Consider the following 16,403-nt stretch of genomic DNA (forward strand, 5'->3'; position numbering starts at 1 on the left):
GCAGGTCAGTCCAGAGCGCGGTCGAGATGGGTGTAGCCGCCGTCGACGAACAGCCATTGGCCCGTGGTGTGGCTCGCCTTGTCGGAAAGCAGGAAGATGATGGTGTCGGCAATTTCCTCCGCCGTCGTCATGCGTTGTCCCAAGGGGATGCGCCTGGTGATTTCGGCAAGCCGTGCCTCGGGATTGTCGAAGGTCTTGAGCCATTTTTCGTAGAGCGGGGTCATCACCTCGGCCGGAATGACCGCGTTGACGCGGACGCCGTCGCCGCGCAGCGCCGCCGCCCATTCGCGTGTCAGCGACAGCTGCGCCCCCTTGGCGGCGGTGTAGCCGCTGGTATTGCCCTGGCCGGTAAGTGCGGTCTTGGACGACACGTTGACGATCGAACCGTGCGCCGTCTTGAGCCACGGCAGGCAGTGATGCGCTGTCGTGTAGTAGTGCACCAGATTGCGTTCGAGGGACTCGCGGAAGGCTTCGGGCCCGGCATCGAGGCCGATGCCGTCATTGATGCCGGCATTGTTGACCAGCCCGTCGATGCGGCCGAATGTTTTCGCTACATCCTTCACCGCCGCTTCGATCTCCGGGTCGTGCATCAGCTCGACCTGGACGAACATCGAGCGCGGCGCGGCTGCCTTTAGCGTGCCTGCGAAATCTGCTGCCAGCGGGCTGCGGCCGAAGACGACCGGAATGGCGCCTTCGGCGGCAAGACCGAGCGTGACCGCACCGCCGATGCCGGCGCCACCCCCGGTGACGATGACGACCTTGTCTTTGAGACCCAGGTCCATCTGCGTCAGCCCTTGAACTGGTAGTCTACAAGCGTCGCCGGCTTCATCTCGATGGAGAAGCCGGGTGCAGTGGGAGGCATGTAGGCGGCGTTGCGCACCACGCAGGGTTCCTTGAAGTGTTCGTGCAGGTGGTCGACATATTCGACGACGCGGCCCTCGCGGGTGCCGGCGATGCAGACATAGTCGATCATCGACAGATGCTGGACGTATTCGCACAGGCCGACGCCGCCCGCATGGGGGCAGACCAGCAGATTGTACTTCGCCGCCATCAACAGCACGGCGAGGATTTCGTTGACGCCGCCGAGACGGCAGGAGTCGATCTGCACGACGTCGATGGCGCCGCGCATGATGAACTGCTTGAACATGATGCGGTTCTGGCACATCTCGCCGGTGGCGACCTGGACCGGGGCGACGCCCTCGCGGATCTTGCGATGGCCCTCGACGTCGTCGGGATTTGTCGGCTCCTCGATGAACCACGGCTTGGCGAAGGCGAGGTCGCGCACCCAGTCGATCGCCTGGCCGACTTCCCAGACCTGGTTGGCGTCGATCATCAGCTGGCGGTCGGGGCCGAGCACCTCACGCGCGATGCGCAGGCGCCTGATGTCGTCGGCCTTGTCGCGGCCGACCTTGAGCTTGACGTGGTTGAAGCCGGCATCGATGGCTTCCTGGCAGAGGCGGCGCAATTTCTCGTCCTCATAGCCGAGCCAGCCGGCCGAGGTGGTGTAGCAGGGGTAGCCCTCGCGCTCGAGCGTGGCGATGCGCTCGGCCTTGCCGGGTGCTTGCTCGCGCAGCATGGCGAGCGCTTCGTCAGGCGTGATGCAGTCGGTGATATAGCGAAAGTCGATGCAGCGCACGAGCTCTTCCGGAGACATGTCGGTGACAAGCTTCCACACCGGCTTGCCCAACATCTTGGCCCAGACGTCCCAGACGGCGTTGACCACAGCGCCGGTTGCGAGGTGGATCGCGCCCTTGTCGGGCCCGATCCAGCGCAACTGGCTATCCGAGGTGACATGGCGCCAGAAGGCGCCCATGTCGGCTGCGACGTTGTCCATGTCCAGCCCAACGACGAGGTGGCGCATCGCCTCGATTGCCGCGCAACAGATCTCGTTGCCGCGGCCGATGGTGAAGGTCAGGCCGTGACCCTCGACGCCAGGCGTGTCGGTTTCCAGGATGACGTAGGCCGCCGAATAATCGGGGTCCGGGTTCATCGCGTCGGAACCGTCGAGATGCTGCGAGGTCGGGAAGCGCAGGTCGAGCACCCGCATATCGATGATGCTGGTCATAGCTGGGTCCCTAAGGTTCAGGCGGCGACGACGCGCTGCCGCTGGGTGCCGAGGCCTTCGATACCGAGGGTCATCGTCTGGCCGGCCTTGAGATAGACGGGTGGCTTCTGGCCGAGGCCGACGCCGGGCGGCGTGCCGGTGGAGATGACGTCTCCGGCCTGCAGGCTCATGAAGCGGCTGAGATAGGATACGACCTGTTGGACCGTGAAGATCATCGTCTTGGTCGAGCCGTCCTGGAAACGCTTGGCGTCGACGTCGAGCCACATCTTGAGGTTCTGCGGGTCGGCGATCTCGTCAGCCGTGACCATCCATGGGCCGGTCGGGCCGAAGGTGTCGCAGCCCTTGCCCTTGTCCCAGGTGCCGCCGCGCTCGATCTGGTATTCGCGTTCGGAGACGTCGTTGATGACGCAGTAGCCGGCGACGTGGGACATGGCGTCGGCTTCGTCGATGTAGCGGCCGGGCTTGCCGATGACGACGCCGAGCTCGACTTCCCAGTCGGTCTTGAGCGAGCCGCGCGGGATTTCGACGTCGTCGTCGGGACCGACGATGGCCGACGTCCACTTGTTGAAGACGATGGGCTCGGCGGGAATTGCAGCGCCGGTTTCGGCGGCGTGGTCGGCATAGTTGAGCCCGATGCAGATGAATTTTCCGATGCGGCCGACGCAGGCGCCGAGACGCAGATCCTCCTGGGGCGTGCCGGCGACGAGCGGCAGCGTCTGGGGATCGATGCCGCGCAGGCGGGCAAGGCCTTCAGGCGTCAGCACGTCGCCGGCGATGTCGTCGACGATGCCCGAGAGGTCGCGGACGCGGCCGGTGGAGTCGAGAATGCCGGGCTTTTCGTTGCCCTTGGGGCCGTAGCGGAGCAGTTTCATTGAAATCACCTTGTTTGGAAGAGCCGGAGGCGGCGAGCCGCCTCCGGGTGGTTTGGACCAGGATCAGTCGTACAGGACGGCTGCGATCTCAGGCTTATCGATGTTGGTCTTGTCATAGTAGTAGAAGCCGGTGTCGATGTTCTTTTCGACGGCTTCACCCTTGGCTGCCTTGACCGCAGCTTCGACGGTCTTGTAGCCGATGCCAACCGGGTTCTGGGTGATGGCGCCGGCCATCTGGCCGTCGCGGATTGCCTGCTTCTGCTGGGCGCCGGAATCGTAGCCGATGATGACCAGCTGACGGCCCAGTTCCTTGGCGCCGTTGACGACGCCGATGGCCGAGCCTTCGTTGGCACCGAACATGCCCTTGAGGTCCGGATTGGCCTGCAGGATCGCCTTGGTGATCTCGGTCGACTTGAGATGATCGCCCTCGCCATATTCGATGGCGACGATCTCGATCTTGGGATGGGCTTCCTTCATGCGGTTGACGAAGCCGTCGCGACGGTCGACGCCGGTGCGGCTGGTCTGGTCATGCACGACAAGCGCCACCTTGCCTTCGTCGCCGATCAGTTCGGCCATCTTGTCGGCGGCGAGGGACGCGGCCGCGATGTTGTTGGTCGAGGCGGTGGCGACCGGAATGTCGCTGTCGACGCCGGAGTCGAAGGCGACGACCGGTATCTTGGCATCCTTGGCCTGCTGCAGCAGCGGGATCGCCGCCTGGCTGTCGAGGGCCGCGAAACCGATCGCCGCCGGCTTCTTGGCAAGCGCCGCGGCCAGCATGTCGATCTGGCGGTCGACCTGCGTTTCCGAATCCGGGCCTTCGAAGGTGACAGTGACGCCGAGATCGGTGGCGGCCTTGTCGGCACCCGCCTTCACGGCCTGCCAGAACTGATGCTGGAAGCCCTTGGAGATCAGCGGGATGTACATCTTGTCCTGGGCCAGTGCCATGGTCGAGCCGTAGCCGAGGATCGTCATGGCGCTTAGGGCGCCGAGCATTGTGCGTCTGGTGAACATGTTTCCTCCGATTGAACTTTGGTTGATCGTTGCCGGGGAGCGCTCTCGCTCTCTTCTTGGTGTTGGCGCAGGGCGATGCACTGCGCGAAGCAAGCCTTCCTCAAAGCCTGCGGCGCCGCAGAATGTCGGTGTAGACGGCGAGAATGATGATCGAGCCGGTGACGACGGTCTGCCATTCCTGGGCGACCGAAAGGATGCGCAGGCCGTTGGCGAGCACGGAGATGATGAGCGCGCCGATGAGCGTGCCGATGATGGTGCCGCGGCCACCCGACAGCGAGGTGCCGCCGATGACGACCGCTGCGATGGCGTCGAGTTCGTATCCCTGGCCAAGCGCCGGCTGGGCCGAGTTGAGGCGCGAGGCGATCAGCAGGCCAGCGACCCCGCAGATGCTGCCGGCAAGCGCGTAGACGGCAATCTTCCAGCGGTCGGTGTTGACGCCGGAAAGGCGCACGGCCTCCTCGTTCGATCCGAGCGCGAAGGTGAAACGGCCTAGAATGGTGCGCTCGAGGATGAAGCTCGTCGCAATCGCCACCAGAAACAGGATCAGCACGCCGTTGGGGATAGGCAGGCCGGGGATGACGGTGCCGATCAGCGAGCCTTGCGAGATCTGGGTGAAGCCGGGCGTGTTGTTGAAATAGATCGGGCGCGTGCCTGAGATGACGAGGGACAGGCCCTTGAGGATCAGCATCATGCCGAGCGTGGCGATGAAGGGCGGGATCTTGAGCTTGGCAACGAAGGTGCCGGACAAGGTGCCGCTGGCAGCACCGGCGAGGATCGCGGCCAGCACGCCGAGGCCGAGCGGCATGCCCCAGAAGGTCAGCACCACGCCGGCGACGACCGCGCAAAAAGTCATCAGCGTGCCGACCGACAGGTCGATGCCGCCCGTTATGATCACAAGCGTCGCCGCGATTGCCAGCACGCCATTGACCGACGTCGCCTGCAGGATGGCGATGATGTTGGAGGTCTGCATGAAGTTGGGCGAGGCAAGGCTGAAGACGACGATCAGCGCGATCAGGCTGGCAAAGGCGAGCAGTCGGTGAGCGCCGGAGAATTTCGAGCCGATCGAGATCGTTCCGGTCGATGCGGTCGCACTCATTTGGCCTCTCCCTTTGCCGGCTTGGTATGTTTGTTGTTGTTCGCAGCGTCGCCGCGCAGCGTGGCGAGGTGCATGATCTCTTCCTGGCTGGCGCCGCCGGGCAGGACGCCGGTCAGGCGGCCTTCGCACATGACCGCAATGCGGTGGCTGAGCCTGAGAACCTCGGGCAGCTCGGACGAGATGACGATGATGGCGCGGCCCTGCTGGGCAAGCGCGTTCAGCAGCTTGTAGATTTCGTTCTTGGCGCCGACATCGATGCCGCGTGTCGGCTCGTCGAAGATCAGCACCTCGCAATCGCGCAACAGCCATTTGGCGATGACGATCTTCTGCTGGTTGCCACCGGAGAGCAGGCGAACTTCCTGCCGGTCTGACGGGGTCTTGATCGCAAGCTGGTCGATGTAGCGGCTTGCCGCGTCGTGCATCGCGGCTTCCTTCAGCAGGCCGCCGGGACCGGTGAAGCGGCGAAGGCTGGCCAGAACGACATTGTTGCGCACGTCCATGCCGGTGGCGAGGCCGAAATGCTTGCGATCCTCGGAGAGGTAGCCGATGCCGGCGCGCACGGCGTCCTGCGGCATGCGGATGTCGACCTTGTTGCCGTGCATGAAGATGTCGCCACTGTCGCGCCGGTCGGCGCCGAAGATGGCACGCGCAACCTCGGTGCGGCCGGCCCCCATCAGGCCGGCGAAACCGAGGATCTCGCCCTTGCGGACGGAAAAGCTGACATCGCGGATGACCGTGCCGCGATTGAGGTTCCTGACCGCCAGCACGACCTCGGAGTTTTCATGATCCGGCACATCGGGCCGCTCGTCGGTGAGGGCGCGGCCGACCATCATCGAGATGATCTTTTCGACCGGCGTCGTTTCGGCCGGCACGGTGCCGATGTATTCGCCGTCGCGCATGACGGTCACGCGGTCGGCAATGCGCTTCAGCTCATCCATCTTGTGCGAAATGTAGACGATGCCGACGCCCTCGGCCTTGAGGCGGGCGATGATGGCGAACAGCTCGTTGATCTCGGCGTCGTTCAAGGCGGCAGTCGGCTCGTCCATGATCAGCACGCGCGAGCGGTAGGACAGCGCCTTCGCGATCTCGACCATCTGCTGGCGGGCGATGGTCAGGCCACCGACGAGCGTGCGCGGATCGAGCTTCAAGTGCATACTGGCGAAGATCTCTGCGGCCTGGGCGTTGAGCTTGCCTTCATCGAGCAGCAGGCCGGCGGCCTTGCGCGGCTCGCGGCCGATGAACATGTTCTGCGCCGCCGTCAGATGCGGCATCAGGTTGAGTTCCTGATGGATGATGCCGATGCCGAGCTCCTGCGCCTGGCGTGGCGAGTTGATCTCGACCGGCTTGCCGTCGAGCAGGATTTCGCCGGCGTCGCGCCGGTAGATGCCGGCGAGGATCTTCATCATTGTCGACTTGCCAGCGCCGTTTTCGCCCATCAGCGCATGGACTTCGCCTGACAGCAGTTCGAGCTGGGCGTTGTGCAGCGCACGCACGCCGGGGAACGACTTCTCGATGTCCTTCATGACGACGAGGGCGTTCATGGGCGTCCTCCTTCGAGACCGTAGAAGCGTTCCGCCGTCCCAGACAGGATCTGCGTCCGCTCGTTCGCGCTTAGACCTTCCAGCAGGAGGCCGGTGACCTCGATCCAGAAGCCGAAGCTTGCAGCCAGGGTCAGGACGGGCCAGTCTGATCCCCAGACGATGCGGCGGGGACCGAACCACGCCAGCAGCTTCTCGACGGTTGGCCTCAGCGCCGCTACGGCTTTTTCAGGCGTGGAGCGAAGCTCGGCGGGCAGTTCGGTGAGCAGGCCGGAAAGCTTGCAGTGCACTTGCGGGTGCCGGGCGAGGGCGGCCATGCCGGTCTCCCACAAGGCATGGCGGGGGTCATTGGCTTCAGCCGCAAGCGCGGGTTTGGCAGCATGGTCGATGATGACCGGAAGGTCGGGGTTCGCATCGACGAAACGCTTCAGTGCCGCGAGATGCTGGGGCATGACCAGCGCGTCGAAGCGCAGGCCAAGCCGCTTCAGCGCGGCGATCGCTTCCGGGTGCGGGCGGGTGGCGATCCAGTCGGGATCTTCGAGGTCCTGCAGCATCGGCCGCACGCCCTTGAGCAGCGGGTCTTTCGCCAGGTGCTCCAATGACGCCACGCTTTCGGCGGCCGACAGATCGACCCAGCCGACAACGCCCGCAACTGCTTTGTCTTCGTGTCCCTGATCAAGCAGGAACTGTGTTTCCGCCTCGGTCGGGGCCGCCTGGACAAGGATGCGCTGGCCTATGCCAGCCGTGTCGGCGAGGGGCCGCATGTCGGCGGCGCCAAAGTCGCGATAGATCGGCGCGAGATGGGCGGCATCCGGCGTCAGCCAGCCATAGTCGCCGCGCCGGAGCGTCCAGTAGTGACAGTGGCCGTCGATCCTTTCGATCATGGCCGCCGCCTCGCCTAGATGGTGACGCCGCCGTCGACCAGGACTGCCTGGCCGGTGACGAAGCGGGATTCATCGGACAACAAATAGACCACCAGCGGTGCGATATCGTCGACGGTGGCCAGCCGGCCGATCGGCTGGCGGGCGATGAAGTCCTTCTCCGCCTGTACCGGATCGGCGGCAGAGGCGATGCGGCCACGCAGCGACGGCGTGTCGACGGTGCCGGGACACAGCGCATTGCAGCGGATGCCGCGGCGGACATAGTCGGCGGCCATGCCCTTGGTGAAGCCGATCACCGCAGCCTTGGTCGCGCCATAGAGCAAGCGGTTGGGGAAGCCTTTGATCGAGGACGCCATCGAGGCCATGTTGAGAATGGCGACGCCACCGGTCTTTTCCGCCTGCTCCAGCATGCCGGGCAGGAAGGCCTTTGTGGTGCGGTACATGCTCTTGACGTTGAGGTCGAAGCTGAAATCCCAGTCTTCGTCGCTGCAGTCCAAAATGGTGCCGTTGTGCACGAAGCCGGCGCAGTTGAAGAGCCCGTCGAGCGCTGGCTGCTGCTTGGCGAAGGCGGCAACGGCCGCGCCGTCGCGCACATCCAGACGATGAGTCTCGATGCGGCTGCTTTCAGCGGCAAGTGCCGCCAGCGCCTGGTCGTTAATGTCGGTCGCAATGACGTGTGCGCCCTCTTTGGCGCAGGCCAGTGCACTGGCGCGGCCGATGCCCTGGGCGGCGGCGGAAATGAAGATGCGTTTCCCGCTCAATCGCATAACCGTTGCCTCCTCCCAGCAAACTGCTTGCGTCTGTCTATATACGAACATACTATTCATAAATGAACCGACCTTGCAACGGGAAATGTGAGGCGGTCGACCGGGAGGATTTCGAGCGATGCCCAAACGGCCCGCCTACGCCGCAAATGACCAGGACAAGGACGAGCGCTACCGGGCGCCGGCGCTCGACAAGGGGCTCGATATACTGGAACTGCTGTCCGAGCAGCCGGGCGGGTTGACGCGCGCCGAAATCGTCAAGGCGATGGGGCGCGGTCCGAGCGAGGTCTACCGCATGCTCGAACGGCTGGTGGCGCGCGACTATGTCAGCCGCTCACCCGAAGGCGACCGCTACGCCCTGACGATGAAGCTGTTCGTGCTGGCGCACAGGCATCCTCCGGTGCGCAGGCTCGTCGCGCGCGCCTTGCCGCTGATGGACGGATTTGCCAGCGACGCGGGGCAATCGTGCCATCTGGTGGTTCCGGAAGGCGGTGCTGCCCTCGTGGTTGCGCATGCCAGTTGCCCAGGCAATTGGGAATTCGGCATCAGGATCGGCGCGCATATCGACCTTTTGGCGACCGGCTCGGGCCAGACCTTGCTCGCTTTCCAGGATGAGCACTCCCGGGCGGAAGCGACGATACGCTGGGAGGGAACGAAGCTGGCAATCGCCCGGGCCAAGCTCGAGCCGGTGCTCGAAGGCTATCGCAAGGCCGGCCACCGCATCGGCGAAAGCCAGCAGATCAGAGGCGTCGACGACATCTCCGTGCCGATCCTGTCGCCAGATGGCTATGCCATCGCGGTGCTGACCTGTCCGTACATCCAGCGGCTGGACGACGCACAGGCCGATATCGACCAGACGCTTGTATTGCTCAAGGACGTGGCGGCGAAGCTGTCGCTGTCGTAGGCGCAGACGCTGGCGCTTGGGAATACCCCCAACCCTAATCCCTCCCCACAAGGGGGAGGGGGACTTTGAAGCTTAGCGCCGCCCCTCACCCTTACCCTCTCCCCGTGAAAAACGGGGAGAAGGTCCCGGCAGAGGGATGAGGGGCGGCTGTTCGCTTCAGAAGGAGGTGCCGAGCCTGAATTCAGGATCGCAGCTCAGGCGGAGCGCCATCAAGCATCCGGCGGGACGACACCCTTGCGGACGGCGAAGTCGGCGTAGAAGCGGCGTTCCTGGGTCTGGATGACGGCGTATGCTTTCTTGGCGCGCTCGTAGAAGGCGAAGCGCTCGATGCCGACCATCTTGGTGCCCGTGCCGTCGATCAGCTTGCCGACCTCGCGCTGGACGTCGGGGATCTCGTCGGGATTGCCGACGACTTCCATGCGGCCGAAGGCGTCGTCGACAAAGGTGTCGACAGGCATCACCGAAAGCACCGCCTTCATCACCCGGACGATGTCGGCGTCGATGCGCAGCGGGCGGCCGAACACTGTCTGGCGCGAGATCGCTTCGGCCGGGAAATTGGCGTCGGCAATGATCAGGTCATCGCCATGTCCCATCGAGCGCAGCGCGTAGAGCACATCGGGGCTGAGCAGTGGATCGATGCGGAGTAGCATGGCGGATACCTGATGATGCGGGTTGCAACTGGGCGCAATGTGCAGGGACACGGGGCAACAGGCAAGCGATAGCCTTGGCTCAGGGCTCGCGGACGAACCCCTCGCTGGCGACAAGCAGATTGCGCGTATAGTCCTTGGTGACATTGCGGCTGGCAAGATCGCTGGCTTCGAGCCGCTCGACCTCCGCGCCGGTTTGCATCACCATTAGCCGCTCGCACATATGGGTGATGACGCCGAGGTCGTGGCTGACCATGACGAAGGTAAGATTGCGGTCGCGGCGCACCTGTTCGAGCAGGTTCAGCACCTCGGCCTGCACCGAGGCGTCGAGCGCCGACGTCGGCTCGTCGAGCAAAAGCACCGAGGGTTCGAGGATCAGCGCACGGGCAATCGCTACGCGCTGGCGCTGGCCGCCGGAGAGCTGGTGCGAATAGCGGAAGCGGAAGCCGGAGCCGAGGCCGACCTCGTCGAGCGCGCGCTGGATGCGCTTTTCGGTGTCGGCAAAGCCATGGATGTCGAGCGGTTCGAGCAGCAGCCGGTCGACCGTCTGGCGCGGGTGCAGGGAACCATAGGGGTCCTGGAACACCATCTGCACCTGGCGATAGAATTCCTTGTCGCGGGTCTTGCCCAGGCGCTTGGCGCCGACGTCGATGGTTCCCGAGGTGACAGGTGCCAGGCCCGCGACGGCGCGCAGCAGCGTCGACTTGCCGGAACCGGATTCGCCGACGAGGCCGAAGGACTCGCCCTTGTCGACGGTCAGGCTGACATCCTTGAGCGCGATGAAGTCGTCATAGACGACGCGCAGGCGGTCGATGGAAAGGGCAGGGGTCACAGCAGCCACTCCGGCTGGCGGTCGAGCACGGGCAGCGGGTGCCGGCTCGTGCCGATCTTGGGCATGCAGTTGAGCAGGCCTTGCGTATAGGGATGCTTGGCGCGGGACAGTTCCGAGGCCTTGAGCTCCTCGACGATCTTGCCGGCATACATGACGATCACCCGGTCGCAGAAGGTCGAGACCAGGCGCAGGTCGTGCGAGATGAAGATCAGCCCCATGCCGCGGTCGATGACCAGCCGGTCGAGGATGCGCAATATGTCGAGCTGGACGGTGACGTCCAGCGCCGAGGTCGGTTCGTCGGCGATCAGAAGTTCGGGGCCGGCAATCAGCATCATGGCGATCATGGCGCGCTGGCCCATGCCACCCGAAACCTCGTGCGGGTAGAGGTCGTAGACGCGCTTCGGATCGCGGATCTGCACGGCCGCAAGCATGTCGAGCGCGCGTTCGCGCGCCTCCGACTTGCCGATCTTCTCATGGGTGCGCAGCGTCTCCAGTATCTGGCGGCCGATGGTCATGACAGGATCGAGCGAATATTTCGGGTCCTGCAGGATCATGGCGACGCGGTTGCCCCGCAGCGCCCGGCGCTCGGCCGGCGACGCCTTCAAAAGATCGATACCGCTGAATTCGAGCCGCTTCGCCCTGATCTCGGCCTGTTGCGGCGTCAGCCCCATGATGGCGCGGCCGGTTTGCGACTTGCCGGAGCCGGACTCGCCGACGATGCCGAGCCGCTCCTGGCCAAGCGAAAAGGATACGCCGCGCACCGCCTCGACAACGCCGGTACGGGTTGGGAACGAGACGCGCAGGTCGTCGACATGCAGCAACGTGTTCATTGGCCACCGCTGCGTGTGTCGAGTGCGTCGCGCAGGCCGTCGCCGAGCAGGTTGAAGCCGAGGCTGACGATGAGGATGGCGGCGCCGGGGGCGGCTGCCACCCACCACTGGTCAAGGATGAAGCGGCGCCCCGAGGCGATCATGGCACCCCATTCCGGCAGCGGCGGCTGGGCGCCGAGGCCGAGGAAGCCAAGGCCCGCGGCGGTCAGGATGATGCCGGCCATGTCCAGCGTGACGCGCACGATCAGCGAGGAGATGCACAAGGGCATGATGTGGCGCAAGACGATGCGCATCGGCGAGGCGCCCATCAGCTTGACGGCTGCGATGTAGTCGGAGTTGCGAACAGTCAGCGTTTCGGCACGCGCGATGCGGGCGTAGGGCGGCCACGACGTCAGCGCGATGGCGATGATGGCGTTTTCGATACCAGGCCCGAGCGCGGCGACAAAGGCGAGCGCCAGCACAAGCTTGGGAAAGGCGAGGAAAATGTCGGTGATGCGCATCAGCACAGCATCGATCCAGCCACCGGCGTAACCGGCCGCCGTGCCCACAAGCAGGCCGATGGGCGCTGCGATGATCGCCACCAGCACGATGACCTGCAAGGTCAGGCGCGAGCCGTAGATCAGGCGTGAGAGGATGTCGCGCCCCTGGTCGTCCGTGCCGAGCCAGTTGGTGGAACTCGGCGGCAGCAGGCGGGCGTTCTTCAGGTCACCGATATAGGGCGAGTATGGCGAGAGAAGCGGCGCGAAGGCGGCGACGAAGAGCAGGAGAATGATGATGCCGAGGCCGATGACGGCCAGCTTGTTTGCGGCAAAGCGGCTCCAGGTCAGATAGGCGCGGCCAAGCCGGGCCTGCAGGCGCGACTGCGGCCTGTCGGTCAAAAGCCATTCGCGGCGGGTCATAACAGCGTCGCTCATCGTATACGCGTCCTTGGGTCGAGCAGGCGATAGAGCAGGTCGGAGAGCAGGTTGAGCGCGATGAACACCGAACCGATGACGATCGTGCCTCCCAACACCGCGTTCATGTCGGCGTTCTGCAGCGAGTTGGTGATGTAGAGGCCGAGCCCGGGCCAGGCGAAGACGGTTTCGGTCAGCACCGAGCCTTCGAGCAAGCCGGCATAAGACAGCGCGATCACGGTGACCAGCGGCACGGCGGCGTTGCGCAGCGCATGACCCCAGATGATGCGCGTTTCCGACAGGCCCTTGGCCCGGGCTGCAACGATGTATTCCTGGCTCAGCTCGTTGAGCATGAAGGAGCGCGTCATGCGGCTGATATAGGCGAGCGAGAAGTAGCCGAGCAGCGAGGCCGGCAGGATGATGTGGGCGAAGATGTCCTTGAAGGCAGCCCTGTCGCGGTTGAGCACCGCGTCGAGCAGGAAGAAGCCGGTGATCGGCGTGAAGGTGTATTCGAACACCACGTCGATGCGGCCGGGGCCGGCGGTCCAGCCGAGGCGGGCGTAGAACACCAGAAGCGCGAGCAGGCCGAGCCAGAAGATAGGCACCGAGTAGCCGATCAGGCCGATGATGCGGACGATCTGGTCGGCGAGGCTGCCGCGCTTGACGGCGGCAAGCACGCCGAGCGGGATGCCGAGGGCCGCTCCGATGATCGTGCCGACGGTGGCGAGTTCCATCGTCGCCGGGAAGACGCGGCGGATGTCGGCCATGACGGGGTTGGTGGTCAGCACGGAGGTGCCGAAATCGCCCGACAGCACGCCTTTCACGTAGAGATAGAACTGATGGTAGTAGGGCAGGTTGAACCCCATCTCTTCGCGCGTGCGCTCGACGACGTGGGCCGGCGCCCGGTCGCCGACGATGGCGAGCACGGGGTCGATTGGCACGACCCGGCCGATGAAGAAGGTCACCGCCAAAAGGCCGAGATAGGTGGTGCCCACGATCACCACGAAACTGGCGATCGCCTTGAGAATGGCGGAGGCGCGCTTGTTGGCGCGCCTCGCCGGCGTCTGTGTGTCAGCAGTGCTCAATGGTCAGATCCTTTTGCGCGCAACCCCTATGGCTGGAGGTCATGCGCAGTTCCGAATGGTTACAGCGTCGCGTTGCGCGCCCCTGAGGGCGCGCTGCGCTGCAAAGGATCATTCCTTGGTCACGGGGGCGACGAAGTTGGAGTCGAAATTCGGCCCCAGCTTGTAGTTCTTGACGTTGCCGCGCAGGCCGGCAACCTCGGTCTGCTGGAAGATCAGCAGGAACGGGCTGGTGTCGAGCGCCGCCTGCTGCAGCTCCTTGTACATCGTGGCGCGCTTGTCGTTGTCGCGCTCCAGGAGGGCCGCCTTGGTCTTTTCGGTCAGCTCCGGAACGTCCCAGGCGTTGCGCCAGGCCAGCGTCTTCACCGTGCCGTCGTCGGCGTTGTTGGGGTTGGAGGTGAAGGTCTCGGCGTTGGAGTTCGGATCCCAGTAATCCATGCCCCACTGGCCGATATACATGTCGTGGTTGCGGGCGCGGTACTTGGTCAGCGTCTGCTTGCCGTCGCCGGGAATGATCTCCAGCTTGATGCCGGCCTGGCCGACGGTCTGCTGGAAGGATTCGGCGATGCCTGTCACCGGCTGGGTGTTGCGCACGTCCATGGTGACGGTAAAGCCGTCCTTCAGGCCGGCCTTCTCCAGCAGTTCCTTGGCCTTGGCGACATCGAAGGTAAACGGGTTGGAGTCGAGCGCACCGAGCACGCCCTTGGCCTGGTAGGTCTGTCGGATCTCGCCAATGCCCTTGATCAGCGTCGAGCCGATCGCGTCGTAGTCGACCAGGTACTTCAGCGCCTGGCGAACTTCCGGCTTGGCAAGGTTCTCGTTCTTCTGGTTAAGGCTGATGTAGTAGACCGTGCCCTTGGGCGCGCTGGTGGTGGTCAGGTCGGCCTTCTTGGAAATAGCTTCCAGGTCGCCCGGCTCGAGATTGCGGGCGACGTCGATGTCACCGGCTTCGAGCATCAGGCGCTGGGTAGCGCTTTCCTTGACATGGCGATAGATGACGCGGGCCAGAGCCGGCTTGTCGCCATAGTAGTTGTCGTTGCGCTCAAGCACGAGGATTTCATTGGCGCGCCAGTCGCGGATCTTGAACGGACCCGAGCCGGCATAGCCGGTCTTCAGCCAGCCATTGCCGAAATCGTTGTCGAACTTGTACTCGTCGGTCGGAGTGACCGGGGCTACATGCTCCAGCACCAGTTTGCTGTCCATCACGGCACCGACGGTGGCAGTCAGGCAGTTGAGCACGAAGGACGGCGCGTAGGACTTGTCGACGGTGAAGACGAAGGTGCCGTCGTCGACGGCCTTGGCCTTTTCGGTGACGTTGTCCTTGGTCAGGCCGAACTGGGTGAGGATGAAGGCAGGGCTCTTGTCGAGCTTGACGACGCGCTCGAACGACCAGGCGACGTCCTTGGCGGTGATCGGGTTGCCGGACGCGAACTTCAGGCCGGGCTTGAGCTTGAAGGTGTAGGTCAGGCCGTCATCGGACACGGTCCAGCTCTCGGCGACGCCTGGACGTACCTTGGTGGTGTCGCTGATGTCGAGGCGTACCAGCATGTCATAGGCATTGCCGAGAAATTCGGCCGGGCTCAGCTCGAACGATTCAGCCGGGTCGAGCGTGATGGTGTCGTCGATGGCCCAGGCCTGGACCAGTGTGTCGGCCGGCGTCGCCGCAAGCGCGGGTGCCGCAAAGACCATTGCCGACAAAGCGGCGCCTGCAAGCATCAGGCGGAAATGCCCGTTCATTTTACCGATCATCATTTTTTCAGTTCCCCAAGTTGACGATAGTTTGTTGTTAGACCGCCGTTTCGTGCCACGCCGAGCGCAAGACCCTCAGCCAGTTGCCACGGCAGATTTTCGCCAGATCGGCGTCACCATATCCAGCGTTCCCAAGAGCGGCAACGAGCTTCTGCAGGCCGGCGGCGTCGCCGATTTCGCCTGGCACGGTGGCGCCGTCGAAGTCAGAGCCCAGCGCCACGCCGTCGATGCCGACATGCTCGACGAGATAATCGATGTGGCGGATCATGTCGGAGAGCGGGGTGTCGACGCTCTTTGCGCCATCCTCGCGCAGCATGGTGACGGCGAAGTTCAGCCCGACCAGGCCGTTGCTTTCGCGCACCGCGGCGAGCTGCTTGTCGGTCAGGTTGCGGCTGATCGGCGTGATCGCATGGGCGTTGGAATGGCTGACGATCAGCGGCTGGTCCGAGAGCTTGGCGACGTCCCAGAAGCCCTTTTCGGTGATATGGGCGAGGTCGATCGCGATGCCGATGCGATTGCATTCCTTGACCAGCCGTTTGCCGGCTTCGGTCAGGCCGGGGCCGGTGTCGGGGCTTGAAGGAAAGGCAAATGGAACGCCATGGCCGAAGACGGTGTTGCGGCTCCACACCGGGCCGAGCGAGCGCAGGCCGGCGGCGTAGAACACGTCGAGCGCTGCAAGATCGGCGTCGATCGCCTCGCAGCCTTCCATATGCAGCACGGCGGCGAACTTGCCTTCGGCCCGCGCGGCGTCGATGTCAGCACCGTTGCGGCAGATCTTCCAGCCGCCGGCGCGCTCGATCCTGAAGGCAATCGAAGCCATGTCGAGGGCAATGTCGAGGGAAGGCGCGCGTTCGAGCGGCTTGCACAACGGAATGGCATAGTGGCCGTTTTCGTCGCGCGCTTCGTCGGGCATGTTGGCGGAGGTGATATAGATCGCGCACAATCCGCCGACGAGACCGCCCTTTTGGGCGCGGAGCATGTCGATATGGCCCTGCTTGGTGCCTTCGATGAACTCCGCGACCGGGTCGGCGCCCTTGGCGGCGTTGTTCCACAACCGATAAAGCACGTCGTTGTGGCCGTCGAAAACTGCCTGCATTACCTACTCCTGTCTGCGGCGGTAGTTGAAGGTTGAAGTGTCAGGCAAGTCAACCTGTCCGTTGAGGCGAGCCTTGGACCGGCGCCGCAAATCCGCTTCGGCCGCGTGTCCAGGACCAACAGGAATCCTCGCCTGGACCACTA

General features: G+C 64.3%; 16 protein-coding genes. 1 reads left to right on the forward strand and 15 read right to left on the reverse strand.

Annotation, left to right across the window (positions count from 1 at the left end):
- Window positions 1-5: 5 nt before the first annotated feature.
- From C8K44_RS02315 to C8K44_RS02350, 8 genes are all read right to left on the reverse strand, one after another.
- Window positions 6-782 carry an SDR family oxidoreductase gene (locus C8K44_RS02315; RefSeq protein WP_109574151.1) on the reverse strand — a complete coding sequence of 259 codons (777 nt, stop codon included), beginning with the start codon at window positions 780-782 and terminating at the stop codon, window positions 6-8.
- A gap of 5 nt (window positions 783-787) precedes the next feature.
- Window positions 788-2,065, reverse strand: coding sequence for an L-fuconate dehydratase (locus tag C8K44_RS02320; protein WP_109574152.1), 1,278 nt, complete (start codon window positions 2,063-2,065; stop codon window positions 788-790).
- A 17-nt stretch (window positions 2,066-2,082) separates the two neighbouring features.
- The gene (locus C8K44_RS02325; protein WP_109574153.1) at window positions 2,083-2,937 is read right to left on the reverse strand and encodes a fumarylacetoacetate hydrolase family protein; all 855 of its coding nucleotides are present in this window, start codon (window positions 2,935-2,937) and stop codon (window positions 2,083-2,085) included.
- A gap of 63 nt (window positions 2,938-3,000) precedes the next feature.
- Entirely contained in the window at window positions 3,001-3,948 is a 948-nt protein-coding gene (locus C8K44_RS02330) for an ABC transporter substrate-binding protein (RefSeq protein WP_109574154.1), read from the reverse strand.
- A gap of 100 nt (window positions 3,949-4,048) precedes the next feature.
- Window positions 4,049-5,044, reverse strand: a complete 996-nt coding sequence (locus C8K44_RS02335; protein WP_109574155.1) for an ABC transporter permease — start codon at window positions 5,042-5,044, stop codon at window positions 4,049-4,051.
- Window positions 5,041-6,585, reverse strand: coding sequence for a sugar ABC transporter ATP-binding protein (locus tag C8K44_RS02340; RefSeq protein WP_109574156.1), 1,545 nt, complete (start codon window positions 6,583-6,585; stop codon window positions 5,041-5,043). The genes C8K44_RS02335 and C8K44_RS02340 overlap by 4 nt, the downstream gene beginning before the upstream one ends.
- Complete coding sequence (locus C8K44_RS02345; RefSeq protein WP_109574157.1) at window positions 6,582-7,466, reverse strand: amidohydrolase family protein; 885 nt, start codon at window positions 7,464-7,466, stop codon at window positions 6,582-6,584. Before C8K44_RS02345 ends, C8K44_RS02340 begins: the two co-directional genes overlap by 4 nt.
- Window positions 7,467-7,480: 14 nt before the next feature.
- A complete protein-coding gene (locus C8K44_RS02350) occupies window positions 7,481-8,230 on the reverse strand; it encodes an SDR family oxidoreductase (protein ID WP_109574158.1) in 750 nt (249 codons plus the stop codon).
- A 118-nt stretch (window positions 8,231-8,348) separates the two neighbouring features.
- Here C8K44_RS02350 and C8K44_RS02355 point away from each other — a divergent pair, with 118 nt between their 5' ends.
- Window positions 8,349-9,131, forward strand: a complete 783-nt coding sequence (locus C8K44_RS02355) for an IclR family transcriptional regulator (RefSeq protein ID WP_109574159.1) — start codon at window positions 8,349-8,351, stop codon at window positions 9,129-9,131.
- A gap of 209 nt (window positions 9,132-9,340) precedes the next feature.
- On the opposite strand, the gene C8K44_RS02360 is transcribed toward C8K44_RS02355, so the two are convergent.
- The 7 genes from C8K44_RS02360 to C8K44_RS02390 all read right to left on the reverse strand — a co-directional run bounded on the left by C8K44_RS02360 (window position 9,341) and on the right by C8K44_RS02390 (window position 16,260).
- Window positions 9,341-9,781, reverse strand: a complete 441-nt coding sequence (locus tag C8K44_RS02360) for an RbsD/FucU domain-containing protein (RefSeq protein WP_109574160.1) — start codon at window positions 9,779-9,781, stop codon at window positions 9,341-9,343.
- Between the two features lie 79 nt (window positions 9,782-9,860).
- A complete protein-coding gene (locus C8K44_RS02365) occupies window positions 9,861-10,610 on the reverse strand; it encodes an ABC transporter ATP-binding protein (RefSeq protein WP_109574423.1) in 750 nt (249 codons plus the stop codon).
- Window positions 10,607-11,440 (reverse strand): ABC transporter ATP-binding protein, encoded by an 834-nt coding sequence (locus C8K44_RS02370; RefSeq protein WP_109574161.1) that lies wholly within the window; start codon window positions 11,438-11,440, stop codon window positions 10,607-10,609. Before C8K44_RS02370 ends, C8K44_RS02365 begins: the two co-directional genes overlap by 4 nt.
- The gene (gene nikC / locus C8K44_RS02375; protein ID WP_109574162.1) at window positions 11,437-12,354 is read right to left on the reverse strand and encodes a nickel transporter permease; all 918 of its coding nucleotides are present in this window, start codon (window positions 12,352-12,354) and stop codon (window positions 11,437-11,439) included. The genes C8K44_RS02370 and nikC overlap by 4 nt, the downstream gene beginning before the upstream one ends.
- Window positions 12,351-13,418, reverse strand: coding sequence for an ABC transporter permease (locus C8K44_RS02380; protein WP_109574163.1), 1,068 nt, complete (start codon window positions 13,416-13,418; stop codon window positions 12,351-12,353). The genes nikC and C8K44_RS02380 overlap by 4 nt, the downstream gene beginning before the upstream one ends.
- Before the next feature lie 108 nt (window positions 13,419-13,526).
- The gene (locus tag C8K44_RS02385) at window positions 13,527-15,164 is read right to left on the reverse strand and encodes an ABC transporter substrate-binding protein (protein WP_109574164.1); all 1,638 of its coding nucleotides are present in this window, start codon (window positions 15,162-15,164) and stop codon (window positions 13,527-13,529) included.
- 37 nt (window positions 15,165-15,201) lie between these two features.
- The gene (locus C8K44_RS02390; protein WP_109574165.1) at window positions 15,202-16,260 is read right to left on the reverse strand and encodes a dipeptidase; all 1,059 of its coding nucleotides are present in this window, start codon (window positions 16,258-16,260) and stop codon (window positions 15,202-15,204) included.
- Between the last annotated feature and the right edge of the window lie 143 nt (window positions 16,261-16,403).

This window comes from Aminobacter sp. AP02 (genome assembly GCF_003148805.1).
In the GTDB taxonomy this organism is placed as follows: Bacteria; Pseudomonadota; Alphaproteobacteria; order Rhizobiales; family Rhizobiaceae; genus Aminobacter.

Excerpts from the sequence above, each read along its gene's own strand:
- C8K44_RS02315 (WP_109574151.1), bottom strand. The coding sequence starts at position 782 with ATGGACCTGGGTCTCAAAGACAAGGTCGTCATCGTCACCGGGGGTGGC.
- C8K44_RS02320 (WP_109574152.1), bottom strand. The coding sequence starts at position 2,065 with ATGACCAGCATCATCGATATGCGGGTGCTCGACCTGCGCTTCCCGACC.
- C8K44_RS02325 (WP_109574153.1), bottom strand. The coding sequence starts at position 2,937 with ATGAAACTGCTCCGCTACGGCCCCAAGGGCAACGAAAAGCCCGGCATT.
- C8K44_RS02330 (WP_109574154.1), bottom strand. The coding sequence starts at position 3,948 with ATGTTCACCAGACGCACAATGCTCGGCGCCCTAAGCGCCATGACGATC.
- C8K44_RS02335 (WP_109574155.1), bottom strand. The coding sequence starts at position 5,044 with ATGAGTGCGACCGCATCGACCGGAACGATCTCGATCGGCTCGAAATTC.
- C8K44_RS02340 (WP_109574156.1), bottom strand. The coding sequence starts at position 6,585 with ATGAACGCCCTCGTCGTCATGAAGGACATCGAGAAGTCGTTCCCCGGC.
- C8K44_RS02345 (WP_109574157.1), bottom strand. The coding sequence starts at position 7,466 with ATGATCGAAAGGATCGACGGCCACTGTCACTACTGGACGCTCCGGCGC.
- C8K44_RS02350 (WP_109574158.1), bottom strand. The coding sequence starts at position 8,230 with ATGCGATTGAGCGGGAAACGCATCTTCATTTCCGCCGCCGCCCAGGGC.
- C8K44_RS02355 (WP_109574159.1), top strand. The coding sequence starts at position 8,349 with ATGCCCAAACGGCCCGCCTACGCCGCAAATGACCAGGACAAGGACGAG.
- C8K44_RS02360 (WP_109574160.1), bottom strand. The coding sequence starts at position 9,781 with ATGCTACTCCGCATCGATCCACTGCTCAGCCCCGATGTGCTCTACGCG.
- C8K44_RS02370 (WP_109574161.1), bottom strand. The coding sequence starts at position 11,440 with ATGAACACGTTGCTGCATGTCGACGACCTGCGCGTCTCGTTCCCAACC.
- nikC (WP_109574162.1), bottom strand. The coding sequence starts at position 12,354 with ATGAGCGACGCTGTTATGACCCGCCGCGAATGGCTTTTGACCGACAGG.
- C8K44_RS02385 (WP_109574164.1), bottom strand. The coding sequence starts at position 15,164 with ATGATCGGTAAAATGAACGGGCATTTCCGCCTGATGCTTGCAGGCGCC.
- C8K44_RS02390 (WP_109574165.1), bottom strand. The coding sequence starts at position 16,260 with ATGCAGGCAGTTTTCGACGGCCACAACGACGTGCTTTATCGGTTGTGG.